Origin of the sequence: Allobosea lupini, assembly GCF_900109525.1 — a bacterium.
In the GTDB taxonomy this organism is placed as follows: Bacteria; Pseudomonadota; Alphaproteobacteria; order Rhizobiales; family Beijerinckiaceae; genus Allobosea; species Allobosea lupini.
The window spans coordinates 190,111-207,826 of sequence record NZ_FOAN01000002.1 but is presented as its reverse complement, the minus strand read 5'-3'; the positions used below and the strand labels follow the sequence as shown (position 1 = coordinate 207,826).

The following is a 17,716-nucleotide window of genomic DNA, read 5'->3' as shown; positions in this document are numbered from 1 at the left end:
ACGCCCCCAATCCTGGACCTCGCCAGTGACCTCGCCTTCGCGACACGCCGTTTCACGCCGCTCCTTCGTCGCCCTGCTCGGGGCGGGACTGGCCGGTTGCGCGCAGAGCGAAGCCTCCGTCTCGCCTTTCGTCGGGCCGGCGGATTCGTCCAGCTTCGGAAAGGAGCCGCAGCTTCTGGTTGCGACCACGCGCAAGCCGATGGGCGACCGCGCACCCTATTTCGGCTCGGAGCGCGGCACCGGGCTGACCTTCGCCGAGGTCAGGCTGTCGGCGCCGGGCCGCGGCGTCGCTGCGCAGGTGAGCTCCGTCGTCAGCGGTGACTGGGCCGTGCTCGGCGTGACCCGGCGCAGCGCGAGCGATGCCGCCCGCGCCTTCTCGGACGCTGCGACCGGCCGCGACGTGCTGCTCTACGTCCACGGCTTCAACGAGACCTTCGAATCGGCCGCACGCAGCGCCGGCCAGCTTTCGCATGCGCTCGCCTTCGAGGGGCGCACGGCGCTGTTCACCTGGCCGTCCGGCGGCGGCCTGCTCGCCTATGCCTATGATCGCGAAAGCGCGCTCTGGTCGCGTGACGGCTTCGTCCAGACGCTGAAGGCGCTGGTCGCCAACCCGACGATCGGGCGGATCAATATCGTCGCGCATTCGATGGGCAGCTTCCTGACTATGGAAGGTCTGCGCGAGCTGCGTGATTTCGAGGGGCTGTCCGACCGGATCGGGGCCGTCGTGCTGGCCTCGCCCGATGTCGACATCGACGCTTTCGAGCAGACCGTGCCGCGGCTCGGGCCGATCGCCCAGCGCATGACCGTGATCATCGATCCCGGCGACAAGGCGCTGGCGATCTCCTCGCGCATCGCCGGCGGCGTCGCCCGCGCCGGCGCCGCCGATCGCGAGCGGCTGGAGCAGCTCGGCGTGCGCGTCGCCGACACGGCCGGCCGCGGCTGGAGCCTGCTGCGCCACGACCTCTTCCTGTCGAACAGCGAAGTGACGCAGGTCGTACGCCGCGCCATCGACCGGGCGCGCTCCTGAGAACGGAGGCGGGAGCCTCCGTCCCCGGGTCTTGCCGCGTCAGCCGGCCGGCTTGAGCGCGATGACCGAGCGCGCCGCCTTTTCGATCGCCTCGCGCGAATAGAGCAGCGGCGCATAATCGCCGGCTGCCCAGAGCGGGGCGAGATCGCGATAGTGCGGGCTGTAGGCGTCGCCCGACTGGCCCGGCGTATTGATGAAGCGGCTGTCGTCCCAGTTGCCGACATCCAGCACCATGCGGAACGAGGCGCCTGCGATCACCCTGAAGTCGGAGATGCGGTATGAGGCCGCGCGCGGGCTGAAGGCCGAGCCGCCCATGGCGAGCCGGCCGACATTGAGCTGTGCCCGATCCGGGCCGCCGGCGAGCGGCGACAGGGCATGATCGAACTGGGCGTGGTGAATCTTGCCCCAGTTCCATGTCGCCGTGTCCGGGCCGAGCGTCTGCCGCAACTCCTCCATTGCCGCTTTCAGCGTCTCGAGCAGCAAGGCATTGCGCGCTGCCTTCGGCTCGGCGCCGAGCGCGTTGTCGGGCGCTTCGAGATAAGCGACCACCGCCGCGACATCGAGCGGGCCAATGACGCTGCGCGCCTTCTCAGGTACTGCCTTGACCGTTAGGGCGCGCCCGAGATGCTTGCTCATCCAGACCTCGGACAAAGCAGCAGCCGCGCTGTCGACCGCGATCGCCTGGTTCCAGCCTTTGATCAGCTTCAGGCCTTCGGCTGTGACGGGATCGTCCGATGACAGCGGCGCCAGCAGGACGGCGAGCTTGCGGGCATTCTCCGAATTGTCGTCGTTCTGCAGGGCCATCGCGTCGGCGAGCGTCACCTTGTCTTTGGTGCCGAGCACGGCCTTGATCCGGTTGATCCGCGAGGGATCGGACCATTCGTAGCCGATGCGCTTGGCGAGCAGCGGATGATCCTTCGGGATATTCATCTCGTTGGCGGTGGCGAAGAAGCCCTCGGTCGGGTTGAAGACCTCGGGCAGTTCGCCGGCCTTGAGGAAGCCTGTCCATTCATAGCGTCCGTCGCCGGGCACCGGCATCAGGCCGTCATGGTTCGGCCGCTGCGGCGCGCGCCCGCCGACGATCCAGCCGATATTGCCCTTGTTGTCGGCATAGACCTGGTTCTCGGAGGGCGCGCCCCATTCGGCCATCGCCTTCTTGAAGCCAGGCCAGTCCTTCGCCGTCATGTATTCGGCCGAGTTGAAATAGGCCGAGGTTCCCGGCTCGAACCAGACCGTGCGGATGGCGAAGGCACGTTTCTCCTCGGGCTCGGCCTTCATGACCGGGCCGTGGCGGGTGAATTTGAGCTCGATCTGGCGCGGCGCTTCGCCCTTGACCTCGATCGTCTCATTAACCGTCTTCATCTCCTCCCAGCCACTGCCATAGCGGTACTGGTTCGGATTGGCCGGGTTGGTCTCGTAGACGTAGAGGTCCTCCTGATCGATCGCGAAGATCGTCAGGCCGAAGGCGATCTCGCCGTTGTGGCCGATCGAGATGCCGGGCAGGGCCGGCTCGCCAGCGCCGATCACCGAAAGACCCGGCGCGTTGAGATGCACGACATAGCGCAGCGACGGCACCCCATGGGCGCGGTGCGGATCGTTGGCCAGGATCGGCCGGCCGGTCGCGGTGCGGCTGGCGGCGATCGTCCAGTTGTTCGAGCCGATGGTCGAGACGCTGTCTCCGGCTGCGGCGAAGATGGCGTCGCGGTCGAGCGCGGCGCGCTTCTGGCCGGGCGCGGCGAAGGTGACGTCGCGGGTCGCCAGATTGTAGTCGTCGAGGATATCAGGCTTGATCGCGCAGGGATCGAGCCCATCGGGCACCGTGGTCTTCACGCTCGGTTCCAGCACGCGCCGGAAGCGGTCGGCCTCGATGCCGGCGGCGCAGGCGACGCGAGCCCGCACCACCTCGGATAGCACATTGCGGGTCAGGCCATGGCTGCGGATGCGCACGACGTCCTCGGCGCTCCAGCGATCCGGCAAGGTGCCGGCGACGCGGAAATCAAGCGGCAACGGCTGCTTGCCGGCTCGCACCTCGTCGACGCGGGCATTGATGCCGGCGACGAAGGCGTCGGTATAGGCCTTGGCGTCGGGCCCGTAGGCCGCCCATTCCTTGTCCATCTCGCCGCGATAGAGGAAGAGCCGGGCGGCACGGTCCTGCGCGACATAGGACGGGCCGAAATCCTTGGCCAGCAGCCCGAGCCCGCGCTTGCGCCAGAGATCGATCTGCCAGAGCCGGTCGCGCGCCGCGTTGTAGCCTTGCAGGAAGAGGGCATCGCGGGACGAGGCAGCGTAGATATGCGCCACGCCCCATTGATCGAGGATCAGCTCGGCCGGCCCCTGCAGCCCGGCGACCGTCTGTTCGGAGCGCTTCACGGCGCTGGTCAGCTCGGCCTTCGCGGGCAGGCATCCGGCGATGGTGACGGCGGCAATGGCAAACAGCGACGCTGCGCCGTGGGCGCGATCTGCTCTGCTCATGGTGTTCCTCCGTGCGGCCCGTCTTTGGCGACGGGCCTTGCCGGGGGAGCTTAGGGGCGGAGCGGACGCCAGCCATCGCCCATGACCACATGGCGGTTCTGCCGCGCCGGCATGCGGTGTGGATCGTTCCTTGCGCGTGCCCAGCTAGAGCGGCGGCAGGCCGACCCGCTTCTTGATCGTCGCCAGGGCGAAATTGGATTCGACCGACTGGACGCATTTCAGCCGTGTCATCTTCTGCTTGAGGAAGCGCTCATAGCCCTCGATGCCATCGGTCAGCACGCGCAGCAGGTAATCCTGCGAGCCGGTCATCAGATAGCACTCCGCCACCTCGGGCCAGTTCTCGACCGCCTTCTCGAACTCGGCGATCTGCTCGGTGTTCTGCTGGCTGAGCCGGACCGAGACGAAGACGCTGAAGGGCAGGCCATAGGCCTTGGGATCGACGATCGCCGAATAGCCCTTGATGACGCCGGTCTCTTCCAGCCGCTTCAGGCGGCGCAGGCAGGGCGTCGGCGACAGGCCGACCTTCTCCGACAGGTCCTGATTGGTGATGCGGCCATCCTCCTGCAGGAGGTGGAGCATGCGGCGGTCGATCGTATCGAGCATGTTCTGCTCCTCCTGGTGATCTATCGAGCAGGAAGCTGCAAAATCTTGCTCTAGAGCACGGATGATCGTTCATGCAATGGCCTTAGGATCGTCCTAGGCTCGCGTCGCGGGGCCGAGCTGGCCGGGCAGGAGGTAAGTCATGAGCGACGACAACTACCACAAGGACCGGATCGCCAATCGTCGGCTCCATCCCGAGACCCTGATGATGGGCTATGGCTATTCGCCGGCCATGTCGGAAGGCGCGCTCAAGCCGCCGGTCTTCCTGACCTCGACCTTCGTTTTCGAGAACGCCCAGCAGGGCAAGGACTTCTTCGACCTGACCGCCGGCCGCCGCCAGCTCAAGCCGGGCGAGAAGTCGGGCCTGGTCTATTCGCGCTTCAACCATCCCAACATGGAGATCCTCGAGGATCGCCTGGCGATCTGGGACGAGGCCGAGGCCTGCGCCGTCTTCGCCAGCGGCATGGCGGCGATCGCGACGACCTGTTTCGCCTTCCTGCGCCCCGGCGACACCATCGTCCACAGCCGCCCGCTCTATGGCGGCACCGAGACGCTGCTGAAGAACCAGATGGGCGCCTTCGGCGTCACGCCCTTCGGCTTCACCGACGGCGTCGATGTCGCCCAGATGCGCAAGGTCGCGCAGGACGCCGCCGCCAAGGGCCGCGTCGCGATGATCCTGGTCGAGACCCCGGCCAACCCGACCAACGGCCTCGTCGACCTCTCGGCCTGCAAGGCCATCGCCGACGAGTTGGAAAAGAGCCAGGGCCATCGCCCGCCGGTCGTGGTCGACAACACCATGCTCGGGCCGATCTTCCAGAAGCCGCTGAAGCACGGCGCCGACCTCACTTTGCTCTCGCTGACCAAATATGTCGGCGGCCACAGCGATCTCGTCGGCGGCTCGATCAGCGGCTCGAAGGCGCTGGTGCGGCAGGTGAAGAGCTGGCGCGGCTCGCTCGGCACGCAGCTCGATCCGAACTCCTGCTGGATGCTGATGCGCTCGCTCGAGACGCTCGACATCCGCATGCATCGCGCCAACGAGAATGGCCGCAAGGTCGCCGACTATCTGCGCAAGCATCCGAAGATCGCCAAGGTCCATTATCTCGGCGATCTCGCTGAGGGCGACCCGCGCAAGGCCGTGTTCGACCGGCAATGCACCCAGCCAGGCTCGACCTTCGCCTTCGACGTCAAGGGTGGCGAGAAGGAAGCCTTCGCCGTGCTCGATAACCTGCAGATCATGAAGCTCGCGGTCAGCTTAGGGGGCACCGAGACGCTGGTCTCGCATCCCGCCGCCATGACCCATTCCGGCGTCGCCCGCGAACTGCGCGAGGAGATCGGCCTCACCGACGCGCTGATCCGCATCTCGGTCGGCATCGAGAATATCGAGGACCTGATCTCGGATCTCGCCCAGGCGCTCGATCACGTCGCATTTTGACGGAATAGTCAAAATGCGAAAAACGTGATCGTTTCCAAAGCTCAGAGCATTGCTCTTGCGAAAAACCGGTTTCCACTTTTTCGCGCAATGCTCTCGACGCCGCGTGAGGGCAGGGCGGCGCCGCATCCTCGTCGCGGCGCTCGCCGCCACGCTGCTCGGCGGCCCGGCTTTGGCCGAGCCGCAGACCGAGAGTGTGGCCCAGACCATCTGCCGCCTGATCGAAGGCGCCGCGAAGACGCATGGCCTGCCGGTCGCCTTCTTCACGCGCCTGATCTGGCGCGAGAGCAGTTTCCGGCCGAACGTCGTCAGCCCGGCCGGGGCGCAGGGCATCGCCCAGTTCATGCCGGGCACGGCGAATGAGCGCGGCCTTGCCGACCCGTTCGACCCCGAGGCCGCGATCCCCCATTCGGCCGCCTTCCTCGCGGCGTTGAAGAACCAGTTCGGCAATCTCGGCCTCGCCGCTGCCGCCTACAACGGCGGGCCGAACCGTGTCGCGCGCTGGGTCGAGCGTGGTGGCATGTTGCCTTACGAGACGCAGGCCTATGTCCGTTTCATCACCGGCCGCCCTGTCGAGGAATGGCGATTGGGCGCAGGCGAAACGCCGCCGCCGGCGACGCGCGAGGAGACCGATTGCCTCGCCACGGTCGCCTCGATTCGCATCACCGCGCCGGCCGTGCTGGTCGAGGGCGCCTATGGGCCGTTCGGTGTGCAACTCGCCGGCAACACCTCGAAGGCGCGCGCCATCGCCTCCTATCAGCGTGTCGCCGCGCGCTTCGCTTCGCTGCTGTCAGGCAAGCCCACCATGATCCTGGGCTCGGCCGTGCCGGGCCGGGGCAGGGGCCGCTTCTATCGCGTCAGGCTGCCGGCGCAGAGCCTGCGCGAAGCGACTTTGGCCTGCAATCGGTTGCGGCAGGCGGGCGGGGCCTGCCTGGTGCTGCGGAACTAAACGATCTGCTGCGGCCTTCGGTATTGGTCATCCCGGACAAGCCGCGCAGCGGCGCCGATCCGGGATCCATTCCTGAAGCTCGATCGGAAAGGTTCCGGAATGGGTCCCGGGTCTCCCTTCGGTCGCCCGGGACGACTCGCGTTTGAATCGCGAAGCCGCTGTGCGAGGGACACTATAACCCCACCCGGCCCCAGCCCGGCAGCTTGAGCGCTGGCCGCTGCAGGTCGAAGCCCGCCACCAGCCCAAGCAGGTTGATCTCGACGCCCTCGACCCAGCCGAAGGTGACGCCCGCTAGCCCGTAGAGCGAGGCCTGCAGTCCGGTCCTGCTCGGCGTGAGGCCGGCATAGAGGCCGCCTTCGCGCCAGTCCTTGCCGATCGCGGTCGGCGGCAGGGCACGGCCAAGCTCCGGCACTTCGGAAAGGATGTGCTGGACGAAGCTGTTCGAGTTCGGCCCAGGCCAGGCGGCATAGGAACCATACTCGCTGTAGCTATAGCTCTTCACGGCGTCGCGGATGCGCGGGATCAGCGCCTCGGCTGCCTGCCCTTTGATCTCGCCGACCAGCTCCGGGACATTGCCGTACCAGCGTCCATCGGCGACGCGGACATTGACGCGCACCGGGTTGCCCCAGCCCACGACGTCGAAGCGGGTATAGGCAGGGGCGTTCTTCTCCTTGACCACGACCCAGGAGTGATGGGCGAAGACGCCGCGCCAGCGTCCGACGCGGGCGGCGAAGATGTGGACAGTCGCTTCGGGCGCGATGGCGGGGGCGGGCAGGAGCGCTGCACTCGACCAGTCGGCGCGGGCCCAGTCGGGCGCGCGCGACTGCCATTGCCACCAGGCGGCATGCGTGCCGAGCGGCAGGAGGAAGAAGACCGCGAAAAAGAGGAAAAAGCGCCGGATCATTCTTCTGCTGAAAATAGGGGGCGAGGCGGGGCCGCAACAAGGCGCGACGGCGCGTCACCGATCACGAAATCGAGGTTGAGGCTTCGTCGCAAGCTGCTAGCGTGCAGCCGCGAAATCAAAGGAGGGGCAGATTGCGCACGTTGACGTCGGTTATGCATAGAGTGGCCGCTGCGGTGGCTTTCGGGCTCGTTCTGGCGGCCAGCCCGGCTAGGGCGCAGGACAAGGAACTGCGCATCTTCAACTGGTCGGACTACGTCAATCCGGAGGTGCTCGACGCCTTCAAGAAAGAGACCGGCATCACCGTCGTCTACGACACCTTCGACCAGATGGAGACGGTCGAGACCAAGCTGCTTGCCGGCAAGACCGGCTACGACCTCGTCGTCGTCACCGCTTCCTTCCTGCCACGCCATATTCCGATCGGACTCTATACGCCGATCGACACCGCCAAGGTGCCGAACCTCAAGCACGCCTGGCCGGAGATCAAGCAGCGTCTGGCCAAATACGATCCCGGCAACAAGTTCGCCGTAAACTACATGTGGGGCACCACCGGGATCGGCTACAACGTCGCCAAGGTGAAGGAACGGCTCGGCAACGACGCCGTCATCGACAGCTGGAGCATCGTCTTCGATCCGGAGAAGCTGAAGAAGCTCTCCAATTGCGGGGTGCATGTGCTCGACGCGGTCGAGGAGATGTTCCCGGCGGCGCTGCGCTATCTCGGGCTCGACCCCGATTCGAAGAAGGAGGCCGATCTCGAAAAAGCCGGCGAGTTGCTGCGCAAGATCCGCCCGCACATCCAGAAGTTCCATTCGTCGGAGTACATCAACGCGCTCGCCAACGGCGATATCTGCCTGGCGGTGGGCTATTCCGGTGACGTGCTGCAGGCGAAGAAGCGTGCGGTCGAGGCCAAGAACAAGGTCGAGATCAGCTATGTCATCCCGAAGGAAGGCGCGCTGATGTGGTTCGATTCTTTCGTGATCCCGAAGGATGCCGGCAACCAGGATGCGGCGCTGCAGTTCATCGACTTCGTCAACCGGCCGGAGATGGCGGCGAAGAACTCGGACTTCATCCAGTACGCCAACGGCAATCTCGCGGCCAAGCCGCTGCTCTCGGCCGAGGTTCGCGACAATCCTGGCATCTATCCGACCGACGCGGTGATGAGCCGCCTCTACACGATCACGCCCTACGACCAGAAGACGCAGCGGGTGGTCAACCGGCTGTGGACCCGCGTCAAGAGCGGCAGGTGAACAGGCCGGAGGCCGGGGGAAGGCGCGCCTCGCCGGGCAGCGTCCGGCGCGACTTCCAGCCCTGGAACGACCCGGCGGCGAAACCGCTGGTCGAGTTCAGGAACGTCACCAAGCGCTTCGGCACGGTGACCGCGGTCGACCGGCTCTCGCTTGCGATCCACCAGCGCGAGTTCTTCGCGCTGCTGGGGCCGTCTGGCTGCGGCAAGACCACGCTGATGCGCATGCTCGCCGGCTTCGAGCAGCCCGACGAGGGCGAGCTTCTCCTCGACGGCGTCGACATCACCGCCGTGCCGCCGCACCAACGGCCGGTCAACATGATGTTCCAGTCCTATGCGCTGTTCCCGCATCTCAGCGTCGGTGACAACATCGCCTATGGGCTGAAGCGTGAAGGCCTGCCCAAGGCCGAGATCGCTGCGCGGGTCGAGGCCATGCTCGGGCGCGTTCGCCTGAAGGGCATGGAGAAGCGCCGGCCGGACCAGCTCTCCGGCGGCCAGCGCCAGCGCGTCGCGCTCGCCCGTGCCCTGGTCAAGCAGCCCAAGCTGCTGCTGCTCGACGAGCCGCTCGGCGCGCTCGACAAGAAGCTGCGCGAAGAGACGCAATACGAGCTGATGGACCTGCAGGCCGATCTCGGCCTGACCTTCATGGTCGTCACCCACGACCAGGACGAGGCCATGACCATGGCCGACCGCATGGCGGTGATGGACCATGGCCGGTTGCTGCAGATCGCGCCGCCCGACCTGATCTACGAGGCGCCTTCCAGCCGCTTCGTCGCCGAGTTCGTCGGCGACATCAATCTGATTGAGGGCAGAGTGACCTCGGTCGCGGGCGATCTCGTCACGCTGGAGAGCGGTCCTGCCGGGGTGATCGAGCTCGACGAGGATGCGCCGAGCTGCCGGCCTGGCGATGCGCTCACCGTCGGCCTGCGCCCCGAGAAGATCGCGCTCAGCCACGACGAGCCTGCGCAGGGCGTCAACAAGGTCGCCGGCGAGATCTGGGATATCGGCTATCTCGGCGACATGACCATGGTCCAGGTCATGGTCGGTGGCGACGAGGGCAAGCTCTTCAAGGTCTCGCTCACCAACCGCACGCGGCGGATCGAGCGGCCCTTCGCCTGGGAAGACAAGGTCTGGCTCTCCTGGGACGTCGAGGCCGGCATGGTGCTGGTGTCGTGAGCACGCCGGTCCCCCGAGCCAGCGGAACGGGGCGCGGCCTGCTGGTCGCGGCCATTCCCTATCTCTGGCTCATCGCCTTCTTCCTGGCGCCTTTCGTCATCGTGCTCCGGATCGCGCTGTCGGACGCCGCGACCGACCAGCCGCCCTATGCGCCGCATTTCCCCGGCATCGGCCAGCTCGGCGAGTTCCTTGGCGCGCTCGATCTCGAGAACTTCCGCCTGCTCGGCGACGACCCGCTGTACTGGCAGAGCTATCTCTCCTCGCTGCGCATCGCGGCGCTGACGACGCTGATCGCGCTCGCGATCGGCTATCCGCTCGCCTATGCGATGGCGCTTGCTCCCAAGCGCTGGCAGGGCATGTTGCTCGTCCTCGTCATCCTGCCGTTCTGGACCTCGTTCCTGATCCGCGTCTACGCGTGGATTGGCATCCTCAGGCCGGATGGCCTGCTCGACATGGCGCTGATGGGCATCGGGCTGACCTCCGAGCCGGTGCGCCTGCTCAACACCGACGCCGCGGTGCTGATCGGCATGGTCTATTCCTACCTGCCCTTCATGGTGCTGCCGCTGTTCGGGGCGTTGCAGAAGCTCGACGGCACCTTGCTGGAAGCGGCCTCCGATCTCGGCGCGAAGCCGCTGACCACTTTCCTGACCGTGACCCTGCCGCTCTCGATCCCCGGCATCCTCGCCGGCTCGGCTTTGGTCTTCATCCCGGCGATCGGCGAGTTCGTCATCCCCGATCTGCTCGGGGGCTCCGACACACTGATGGTCGGCAAGGTGCTCTGGAACGAGTTCTTCTCCAACCGCGACTGGCCGCTGGCTTCGGCGGTGGCGATCGTACTGCTCGTCGTCCTCGTCCTGCCGCTGATGCTGCTGCAGCGGGCGCGCGGAGCGACCCGATGAGGCGCTTTGGAGCCCTCCATCTCGCCGCGCTCGTCGCCGGCTTCGCCTTTCTCTATCTGCCAATCGTCGCGCTGATCGCCTATTCCTTCAACGCCTCGCGGCTGGTGACGGTCTGGGGCGGCTTCTCGACGCATTGGTATGGCGCGCTACTGCGCAACGAACCCTTGCTCGACGCGGCCTGGCTGACGATCCGCGTCGCGCTGGTCTCGGCGACTCTGGCGACAGTCCTCGGGACGCTGGCGGCGCTGGCGCTGGCGCGCTACCGGGTCTTCGCGGGGCGCATGCTCTTCTCCGGCATGGTGATGGCGCCATTGGTCATGCCCGAAGTGATCACCGGCCTGTCGCTGCTGTTGCTCTTCGTCGCCGGCGATGTCGAGCGCGGTTACTGGACCGTCGTCATCGCTCACGCGACCTTCAGCCTGGGCTTCGCCTGTATCGTCGTGCAGGCGCGGCTTGCCGGCTTCGACCGCTCTCTGGAAGAAGCTGCGCGTGATCTCGGCGCCACGCCGACGGAAACGTTCCGGACCGTGACGCTGCCGCTGATCTGGCCGGCAGTCGCCGCTGCCTGGATGCTGGCCTTCACGCTCTCGCTCGACGATCTCGTCATTGCGAGCTTCACTACCGGGCCGGGCGCGACGACGCTGCCGATGCGGCTCTATTCGGCGATCCGCCTCGGAGTGACGCCCGAGATCAACGCCGCCTGCACGATCATGATCGCGGCGGTGGCGGTCGCGGTGATCGGCGCCTCCCTGCTGATGAAGCGGGACGCACTGGCCGGGCGGTGAGCGCTATTCCGATGAGGTGCCGCCCGCTGCAAGGAACGCATCCAAAGCCTGTTCCAGCACATCGAGATCGGTGGTGGTGGCGTTGAGCAGGGTATCCACGTCAATGCCATCATAAGCGTGACGCAAGATATTGCCGATGCCTGCGATCTGCCTCCAGGGGATATGCGGGTGGGCGGCGCGCCATTCAGCCGGAACATGGCGGCTCGCTTCACTGATGATCTCGAAGAAGCGTTCAAGGGCCGCACGTAGGATGGGGTCGCGCTTGATCTGCTCATCGCCGTTCGTCTGGCGCATGGCACGGATATTTGCGATTGCATCCTTGATGTGGCTGATCCGGTCGCCGACGGTTGACGCCACTAGAACAGCTCTATCCGCTCATCGCGCGTCGCCCTTGCCAGTCGTTCCGACAAGCTTCGTCGTAATGTGATCTGGACTGGCAGGCCGATATGCTCCGACAAATCCTGTTCGACACCCACGAGATCGATGATCGAAAAACGGGGATCATCGACATCGATCATCAGGTCGACATCGCTGTCGGGCCTGGCATCGCCTCGGGCGCGCGAGCCGAAGAGCGCGATATGGCTGACACCGCGCGCCTGCAGTTCCGACTGCATCGCCAGAATTCGCCGTTTGATCTCGTCCTGACTCATCATCGCGTTGCTGCCGATACCGGTTGCTCGCTCGCTCCCAAGTTTAAATGGTTTCGGTCATTCGCGGAACCGCTGAGCTAAACGCCCGCTGAACGTCCCGCTCAAAGCCGGTTCAGCCCGAGAGCACGATAGTGCCTGCCAGAGCGGGAAGCCTTTCCGCTCGGGCACAAGGAGACATCACGATGTTTCGCACTCTCGCTTCTGCCGGCCTCATCGCTGCCGCCGCGCTCGGGATCAGCGCGGCATCGCCCAGCAGGGCCGAGGCCGGCGTCCTGATCCAGCAGGCCTATTATGACGGCCCCGGCTATGGCTGGCGTGCGCCGCCGGCCTATGGCTACTGGGGCGTGCCGCGCTGGCGGCGCTATTACGAGGGCCCGCGCTTCTACGGCCCGCCGCCCCCGCCGCGCCACTATTACCGCTGGCGCGGTGGCTGGTGACCTTTGAAACCCAGCGGAGCGCGGCGCGTCACTCCGCCGCGCTCTTCTGCGTGTAGCCGAGGCGCTGGTTGAGCTCTTCCAGCAGCTTCTCGGCCGCATCGGCGATGACAGTGCCCGGCGGGAAGATCGCGCTGGCGCCGGCCGCGATCAGGGCGTCGAAATCCTGCGGCGGGATCACGCCGCCGACGACGATCATGATATCGGGCCGGCCGGCCTTGGCGAGGGCAGCCTTGAGTTCGGGCACCAGAGTCAGATGCCCGGCTGCCAGCGAGGATACGCCGACGATGTGGACGTCGTTATCGACTGCCTGACGTGCCGCCTCCTCCGGAGTGGCGAAGAGCGGGCCGATATCGACGTCGAAGCCGAGATCGGCGAAGGCCGAGGCGATCACCTTCTGGCCGCGATCGTGCCCGTCCTGGCCCATCTTGGCGACGAGGATGCGCGGGCGGCGCCCGTCCGCTTCCTCGAAGGCCTCGCACATTAGCTGCACGCGCGTCACGGCAGGGTTCATCTCGCCGACCTCCCGCTTGTAGACGCCCGAGATTGCCTTGATCTCGGCGCGATGGCGCCCGAAGACCTTCTCCATCGCCAGCGAGATTTCTCCCACTGTGGCCTTGGCCCGTGCCGCCTTGACGGCGAGGTCGAGGAGGTTGCCGTCGCCCTGCGCGCCATTGGTGAGGGCGGTGAGGGCGGCTTGCGTCTCCGCCTCGTTGCGCTCCGCCTTGAGCCGCCGGAGCTTGTCGAGCTGCTGGGCGCGGACCGAGGCATTGTCGACCTTGAGGACGTCGATCGCCGCCTCGTTCTCGGGCTTGAAGATATTGACGCCGATGATCGATTGCTGGCGGCCGTCGATGCGCGCCTGCGTCTTGGCGGCGGCCTCTTCGATCCTGAGCTTGGGGATGCCGGCCTCGATCGCCTTGGCCATGCCCCCCAGCTTCTCGACCTCCTGGATATGGCCCCAGGCCTTGGCGGCGAGCTCGGCGGTCAATCGCTCGACATAATAGGAGCCGCCCCAGGGATCGATGATCCGGTTGGTGCCGCTCTCCTGCTGCAGCACGATCTGGGTGTTGCGGGCGATCCGGGCGGAGAAGTCGGTCGGCAGCGCCAGGGCCTCGTCGAGCGCGTTGGTGTGCAGCGACTGGGTATGGCCCTGCGTCGCCGCCATCGCCTCGATCATCGTGCGCGGCACATTGTTGAACACGTCCTGCGCGGTCAGCGACCAGCCCGAGGTCTGGCAATGGGTGCGCAAGGGCAGCGACTTCTCGTTCTGCGCCCCGAAATCCTTGACCAGCTTGGCCCAGATCAGCCTGGCGGCACGCAGCTTCGCCACCTCCATGAAGAAGTTCATGCCGATGGCCCAGAAGAAGGAGAGCCGCGGCGCGAAGACGTCGACGCCTAACCCTGCCCGTTGCCCGGCGCGGATATATTCGACCCCGTCGGCGAGGGTGTAACCGAGCTCGAGGTCCTGCGTCGCTCCGGCCTCCTGCATGTGGTAGCCGGAGATCGAGATCGAGTTGAACTTCGGCATGTTGGCCGAGGTGTAGGCGAAGATGTCGCCGATGATCCGCATCGAGGGCGAGGGCGGGTAGATATAGGTGTTGCGGACCATGAACTCCTTGAGGATGTCGTTCTGGATGGTCCCCGAAAGCTTGGCCGCCGGCACGCCCTGTTCTTCCGCCGCGACGATGTAGAGCGCCAGCACTGGCAGCACCGCGCCGTTCATCGTCATCGACACGCTCATCTGGTCGAGCGGAATGCCGGAGAACAGCGTGCGCATGTCGTAGATAGAGTCGATCGCGACGCCGGCCATGCCGACATCGCCGCCGACGCGCGGATGGTCGCTGTCATAGCCGCGATGGGTCGCGAGATCGAAAGCGACCGAAAGGCCCTTCTGGCCGGCGGCTAGATTTCGCCGATAGAAGGCATTCGAATCCTCGGCCGTGGAGAAGCCGGCATATTGCCGGATCGTCCAGGGCTGGTTGACGTACATGGTCGGGTAGGGACCGCGCAGATAGGGCGCGATGCCCGGCAGCGTGTTGACAAAGGGCAGGCCGTCGCGGTCGGCGGCGGTGTAGAGCGGCTTGACCGGAATGTCTTCCGGGGTTTGCCAGAGCTCGCCTGCGGCCTGGGGGGCGGTCGCGCCGGCCGCACCGTCGGCGAAGGCGAGCTTCGTGAAATCCGGGATCGCGGTCATGGCTTGCTCCCGTCTGGTCTGTCCCACCAATGGTGGAAATGATGCACCGGTCCGTGGCCGCGGCCAACCTTGACCGCGTCCGAGGCCGCGATCGCGGCCGAGATGTAGCGTTTCGCCAGCGCCACCGCCTCGTTGAGGGCGATGCCATGGGCGAGGCCGGCTGCGATCGCCGACGACAGCGTGCAGCCGGTGCCATGCGTGTTCTTTGTGGCGATGCGCGGCGCAACCAGGCGCTCGCGCCTGCCATCCTTGCCGATCAGGATGTCGACGCTGTCGTCTCCGCTTCCGTGGCCGCCCTTGACCAGCACATTGGCCGGGCCGAGCGCCAGCAGTGCCTCGGCCTGCTCAGCCGCGGCATTCTCAGTCTCAGCCGTGGCAGTACCGAGCAGTGCCGCCGCCTCGGGCAGGTTCGGCGTGACGATCGTGCAGAGCGGCAGCAGGCGGCGCTTCAGCGCCTCGATCGCGTCTTCGCGCAGCAGGCGTCCGCCGGAGGCTGCGATCATCACCGGGTCGAGCACGATGTTCTTCGCGTTATGGCGCTCCAGTCCATCGGCGACCGTCTCGATCAGTTCGGCAGTGGCGAGCATGCCGATCTTGACCGCATCGACCGAAAGGTCGTCGAAGACGGCGTCTAGCTGCGCGGCGACGAAATCGGCCGGCACCGGATGGATCGCAGTGACCGCGGTGGTGTTCTGCGCGGTCAGCGCGACGATGACGCTGGCGCCATAGACCTGGTGCGCGGCGAAGGTCTTGAGGTCGGCCTGGATGCCGGCGCCGCCGCTGGAGTCGGAGCCGGCGATGGTGAGGGCGATCGGCATGCCTATCCCTTGCTCGTGCTGACTGGCGATATGGCGATCGCCAGCGCATCCTGCAGCACGGCGATGGCGTCGCAGCCGGCGAAGATGAAGTTCGTCACCCCGGCCTCGCGCAGCGCCGTTTCCTGCTCACCCGGGCGGCCGGCAAGCCAGACCGTGGCGCCTGCAGCCGTCAGTGCCATGGCGGCGGGGATAGCCTCGGCGACATAGGCCTCATCGGAACCGCACAGGCAGGCGAGCTTCGCCCCCGACGCACGAAAGGCCGCAACGAGTGCGTCGAGATTGGTCGTGCCGGTCTTGGCGAAGCCGTCGCCGGAAGGCGCTGCGATGCCGCCAGCCTCGAACAGGTTGCGGGCGAAGCCGGCGCGGGCGGTGAACCCTGCGATCGGGCCCAGCGTCGCGAGGAACGTCTTCGGCCGCTCGCCGGCGGCTTCGGCGATGTCGGCGCTGGCGCGCAGCGCCTCGAACGGCTCGGCCAGCCGGATGCTCGGCAGGGCCTCGACGATGATCGCATCACCGCTCGCGTCTTTGCTGGGGGCGGCAGCCGGCGGCGGCGCCAGTACCGCGACCGGGGCTTCCGACAGGTTCGGGAACTCGCTCGTGCCGGTGATCGGCTCGCGCCGGGTCGCAATCGCCTTGGCCCGGGCGTCGCGCTCGCGCGCCAGCCCTTTCTGGATATGGCCGTTGGCGAGTGCGCCGACGATGCCGGTGAGGTCACCGGAGCTTTCCGCTTCAAGGTCCTGGAACTTGCGCCAGCCCTGCTCGCACAGCGCCTGCGTCAACGCCTCGAAGCCACCGGCTCCGGCCGCCGGATCGGCGACGCGCCAGAGATTGGCCTCTTCGAGCAGGATCAGCTGGGTGTTGCGGGCGATGCGGCGGGCGAAACCGTCGGGCAGGCCGAGCGCGGCGGTGAAGGGCTGGACGCCGATCGAATCGGCGCCGCCGACGCCCGCCGAGAAGGCGGCGATCGTGCCACGCAGCAGATTCACCCATGGATCGCGCCGGGTCAGCGAGCGCCAGGCCGTCTCGGCATGAATGAAGACGGGTTTGGGTTCAAGTCCGCAGGCGCGCTGCACCCGGTCCCAGAGCAGGCGCGCGGCCCGCAGCTTGGCGACTGTGACGAACTCGTCGGCATCAGCAACAAGGGTGAAGGAGATGGCGTCGCGCGCCTCGGCGAGCGGGATGCCCTGCGCTTCCAGCAGGCGCAGATAGGTCACGGCTGTCGCCAGGACGGCGCCGAGTTCCTGCGCTTCGGTCGCGCCGGCCTCGTGCCAGGTGCGGCCATCGGCGGTGAGGAAGGGGCCGGTGAAACCGCGCGCCTTCAGATTGCCGATCGTCTCCGTGATGCGCTTGCCGAGCTCGGACAATGGCACCGCGAGTGCACCGGAGCTGGCGAGCACGCCGATCGGCTCCATGCCGAAATCGATCTGGAGCGAGGAGGGTGCGTGGCCACGCTTGTCGACAAGATCAGCCAGCAGCAACGCATGCTTGCGGCCACCGGGAGCCGGGTCGAGGCGCAAGCGGACGAGATCGAGCATGACACCGTCGAGGGTGGCGTCGAGAGCATCTACAGAGGTCGCGTTGAGCCCGAAGCCGCGCGCCGGGGGGGCACCGGCGAAACTCAGGCTGAGGGAATCGGCGCCGCCTTCCAGCTCGGCGAGGGCGAGCCTTGCTGCCTCAGCCGTATCAGGGTGATCGATGCGGGCCGCGACGCGCCAGCGCCCAGCCTCGGCGCGTAAGGGACGTGCGCCTCCCTCTGCCGCGGCTTCGTAAAGCGGTTCGATCCGGACACCGTCCGCCGTTCGCCCGACCAGCTTCTTCTCGAAATCGGCGCCCTTCAGTACCTTGTCGACAGCGGCGCGCCACTGCGCTTCGCCCGGGGTGGCGAATGCGTCCATGAAGGGTAGATCGGCGAGGACTGTCGAGGTCATCAGCAGCGAACTCCTTGCACGCGTTCCTCCCGCCATTCCCGTCAGGCGGTGGACCACACGCCAGTTGGCGGCCCATTGTGCAACCGCGAAGTCCTGATTGCCATGGCTCGGCGCGAACGCAAATGCCCCCTTGGTCGGAAAGCCGTGCCGAAATGCGCAACCCCGCGACAGCGAACTCCTATGCCCGCAAACGAAAACGCCACCCGGT

At 66.7% G+C, this 17,716-nt stretch carries 16 protein-coding genes; 8 read left to right on the top strand and 8 right to left on the bottom strand.

Annotation, left to right across the window (positions count from 1 at the left end):
• Window positions 1–25 precede the first annotated feature (25 nt).
• Window positions 26–1,027: an alpha/beta hydrolase gene (locus tag BMZ21_RS06500; protein ID WP_091831072.1), complete on the top strand. Its 1,002-nt coding sequence runs from the start codon at window positions 26–28 to the stop codon at window positions 1,025–1,027.
• A 39-nt stretch (window positions 1,028–1,066) separates the two neighbouring features.
• On the opposite strand, the gene BMZ21_RS06495 is transcribed toward BMZ21_RS06500, so the two are convergent.
• Together BMZ21_RS06495 and BMZ21_RS06490 are read right to left on the bottom strand one after the other, a co-directional pair.
• Window positions 1,067–3,499 (bottom strand): penicillin acylase family protein, encoded by a 2,433-nt coding sequence (locus tag BMZ21_RS06495; RefSeq protein ID WP_091831070.1) that lies wholly within the window; start codon window positions 3,497–3,499, stop codon window positions 1,067–1,069.
• A gap of 144 nt (window positions 3,500–3,643) precedes the next feature.
• Complete coding sequence (locus tag BMZ21_RS06490; RefSeq protein WP_091831068.1) at window positions 3,644–4,102, bottom strand: Lrp/AsnC family transcriptional regulator; 459 nt, start codon at window positions 4,100–4,102, stop codon at window positions 3,644–3,646.
• Window positions 4,103–4,241: 139 nt separating this feature from the next.
• Between BMZ21_RS06490 and BMZ21_RS06485 the strand changes: the two genes are divergently transcribed.
• Together BMZ21_RS06485 and BMZ21_RS06480 are read left to right on the top strand one after the other, a co-directional pair.
• A complete protein-coding gene (locus tag BMZ21_RS06485; RefSeq protein WP_091831066.1) occupies window positions 4,242–5,531 on the top strand; it encodes a cystathionine gamma-synthase family protein in 1,290 nt (429 codons plus the stop codon).
• Between the two features lie 103 nt (window positions 5,532–5,634).
• Window positions 5,635–6,477, top strand: a complete 843-nt coding sequence (locus BMZ21_RS06480) for a lytic transglycosylase domain-containing protein (RefSeq protein WP_091831063.1) — start codon at window positions 5,635–5,637, stop codon at window positions 6,475–6,477.
• Window positions 6,478–6,649: 172 nt separating this feature from the next.
• Here BMZ21_RS06480 and BMZ21_RS06475 read toward each other — a convergent pair whose 3' ends face one another.
• Window positions 6,650–7,381, bottom strand: coding sequence for a DUF3750 domain-containing protein (locus BMZ21_RS06475; protein WP_091831061.1), 732 nt, complete (start codon window positions 7,379–7,381; stop codon window positions 6,650–6,652).
• A 152-nt stretch (window positions 7,382–7,533) separates the two neighbouring features.
• Between BMZ21_RS06475 and BMZ21_RS06470 the strand changes: the two genes are divergently transcribed.
• From BMZ21_RS06470 to BMZ21_RS06455, 4 genes are read left to right on the top strand one after another with little or no spacing between them, the layout of a single operon-like run.
• Window positions 7,534–8,625 carry a polyamine ABC transporter substrate-binding protein gene (locus tag BMZ21_RS06470; RefSeq protein ID WP_091831059.1) on the top strand — a complete coding sequence of 364 codons (1,092 nt, stop codon included), beginning with the start codon at window positions 7,534–7,536 and terminating at the stop codon, window positions 8,623–8,625.
• The gene (locus BMZ21_RS06465; protein ID WP_091831057.1) at window positions 8,622–9,797 is read left to right on the top strand and encodes an ABC transporter ATP-binding protein; all 1,176 of its coding nucleotides are present in this window, start codon (window positions 8,622–8,624) and stop codon (window positions 9,795–9,797) included. Before BMZ21_RS06470 ends, BMZ21_RS06465 begins: the two co-directional genes overlap by 4 nt.
• Window positions 9,794–10,696 carry an ABC transporter permease gene (locus BMZ21_RS06460; RefSeq protein WP_244543729.1) on the top strand — a complete coding sequence of 301 codons (903 nt, stop codon included), beginning with the start codon at window positions 9,794–9,796 and terminating at the stop codon, window positions 10,694–10,696. The genes BMZ21_RS06465 and BMZ21_RS06460 overlap by 4 nt, the downstream gene beginning before the upstream one ends.
• Window positions 10,693–11,481 (top strand): ABC transporter permease, encoded by a 789-nt coding sequence (locus tag BMZ21_RS06455; RefSeq protein WP_091831055.1) that lies wholly within the window; start codon window positions 10,693–10,695, stop codon window positions 11,479–11,481. The genes BMZ21_RS06460 and BMZ21_RS06455 overlap by 4 nt, the downstream gene beginning before the upstream one ends.
• A gap of 3 nt (window positions 11,482–11,484) precedes the next feature.
• On the opposite strand, the gene BMZ21_RS06450 is transcribed toward BMZ21_RS06455, so the two are convergent.
• Window positions 11,485–11,838 (bottom strand): HepT-like ribonuclease domain-containing protein, encoded by a 354-nt coding sequence (locus BMZ21_RS06450; RefSeq protein WP_091831053.1) that lies wholly within the window; start codon window positions 11,836–11,838, stop codon window positions 11,485–11,487.
• Window positions 11,838–12,134, bottom strand: a complete 297-nt coding sequence (locus BMZ21_RS06445; RefSeq protein WP_091831051.1) for a nucleotidyltransferase family protein — start codon at window positions 12,132–12,134, stop codon at window positions 11,838–11,840. The genes BMZ21_RS06450 and BMZ21_RS06445 overlap by 1 nt, the downstream gene beginning before the upstream one ends.
• A gap of 179 nt (window positions 12,135–12,313) precedes the next feature.
• On the opposite strand from BMZ21_RS06445, the gene BMZ21_RS06440 reads away from it, so the two are divergent.
• Entirely contained in the window at window positions 12,314–12,568 is a 255-nt protein-coding gene (locus BMZ21_RS06440) for a hypothetical protein (RefSeq protein ID WP_091831049.1), read from the top strand.
• A gap of 28 nt (window positions 12,569–12,596) precedes the next feature.
• On the opposite strand, the gene scpA is transcribed toward BMZ21_RS06440, so the two are convergent.
• From scpA to BMZ21_RS06425, 3 genes are read right to left on the bottom strand one after another with little or no spacing between them, the layout of a single operon-like run.
• Entirely contained in the window at window positions 12,597–14,762 is a 2,166-nt protein-coding gene (scpA, locus tag BMZ21_RS06435) for a methylmalonyl-CoA mutase (RefSeq protein ID WP_091831047.1), read from the bottom strand.
• Complete coding sequence (gene thiD, locus BMZ21_RS06430; RefSeq protein WP_280141473.1) at window positions 14,759–15,586, bottom strand: bifunctional hydroxymethylpyrimidine kinase/phosphomethylpyrimidine kinase; 828 nt, start codon at window positions 15,584–15,586, stop codon at window positions 14,759–14,761. Before thiD ends, scpA begins: the two co-directional genes overlap by 4 nt.
• Window positions 15,583–17,508 carry a methylmalonyl-CoA mutase subunit beta gene (locus tag BMZ21_RS06425; RefSeq protein WP_244543728.1) on the bottom strand — a complete coding sequence of 642 codons (1,926 nt, stop codon included), beginning with the start codon at window positions 17,506–17,508 and terminating at the stop codon, window positions 15,583–15,585. Before BMZ21_RS06425 ends, thiD begins: the two co-directional genes overlap by 4 nt.
• Between the last annotated feature and the right edge of the window lie 208 nt (window positions 17,509–17,716).

Excerpts from the sequence above, each read along its gene's own strand:
- scpA (WP_091831047.1), bottom strand. The coding sequence starts at position 14,762 with ATGACCGCGATCCCGGATTTCACGAAGCTCGCCTTCGCCGACGGTGCG.
- BMZ21_RS06475 (WP_091831061.1), bottom strand. The coding sequence starts at position 7,381 with ATGATCCGGCGCTTTTTCCTCTTTTTCGCGGTCTTCTTCCTCCTGCCG.
- BMZ21_RS06470 (WP_091831059.1), top strand. The coding sequence starts at position 7,534 with ATGCATAGAGTGGCCGCTGCGGTGGCTTTCGGGCTCGTTCTGGCGGCC.
- BMZ21_RS06440 (WP_091831049.1), top strand. The coding sequence starts at position 12,314 with ATGTTTCGCACTCTCGCTTCTGCCGGCCTCATCGCTGCCGCCGCGCTC.
- BMZ21_RS06425 (WP_244543728.1), bottom strand. The coding sequence starts at position 17,508 with ATGACCTCGACAGTCCTCGCCGATCTACCCTTCATGGACGCATTCGCC.
- BMZ21_RS06485 (WP_091831066.1), top strand. The coding sequence starts at position 4,242 with ATGAGCGACGACAACTACCACAAGGACCGGATCGCCAATCGTCGGCTC.
- BMZ21_RS06495 (WP_091831070.1), bottom strand. The coding sequence starts at position 3,499 with ATGAGCAGAGCAGATCGCGCCCACGGCGCAGCGTCGCTGTTTGCCATT.
- BMZ21_RS06490 (WP_091831068.1), bottom strand. The coding sequence starts at position 4,102 with ATGCTCGATACGATCGACCGCCGCATGCTCCACCTCCTGCAGGAGGAT.
- BMZ21_RS06445 (WP_091831051.1), bottom strand. The coding sequence starts at position 12,134 with ATGATGAGTCAGGACGAGATCAAACGGCGAATTCTGGCGATGCAGTCG.
- BMZ21_RS06455 (WP_091831055.1), top strand. The coding sequence starts at position 10,693 with ATGAGGCGCTTTGGAGCCCTCCATCTCGCCGCGCTCGTCGCCGGCTTC.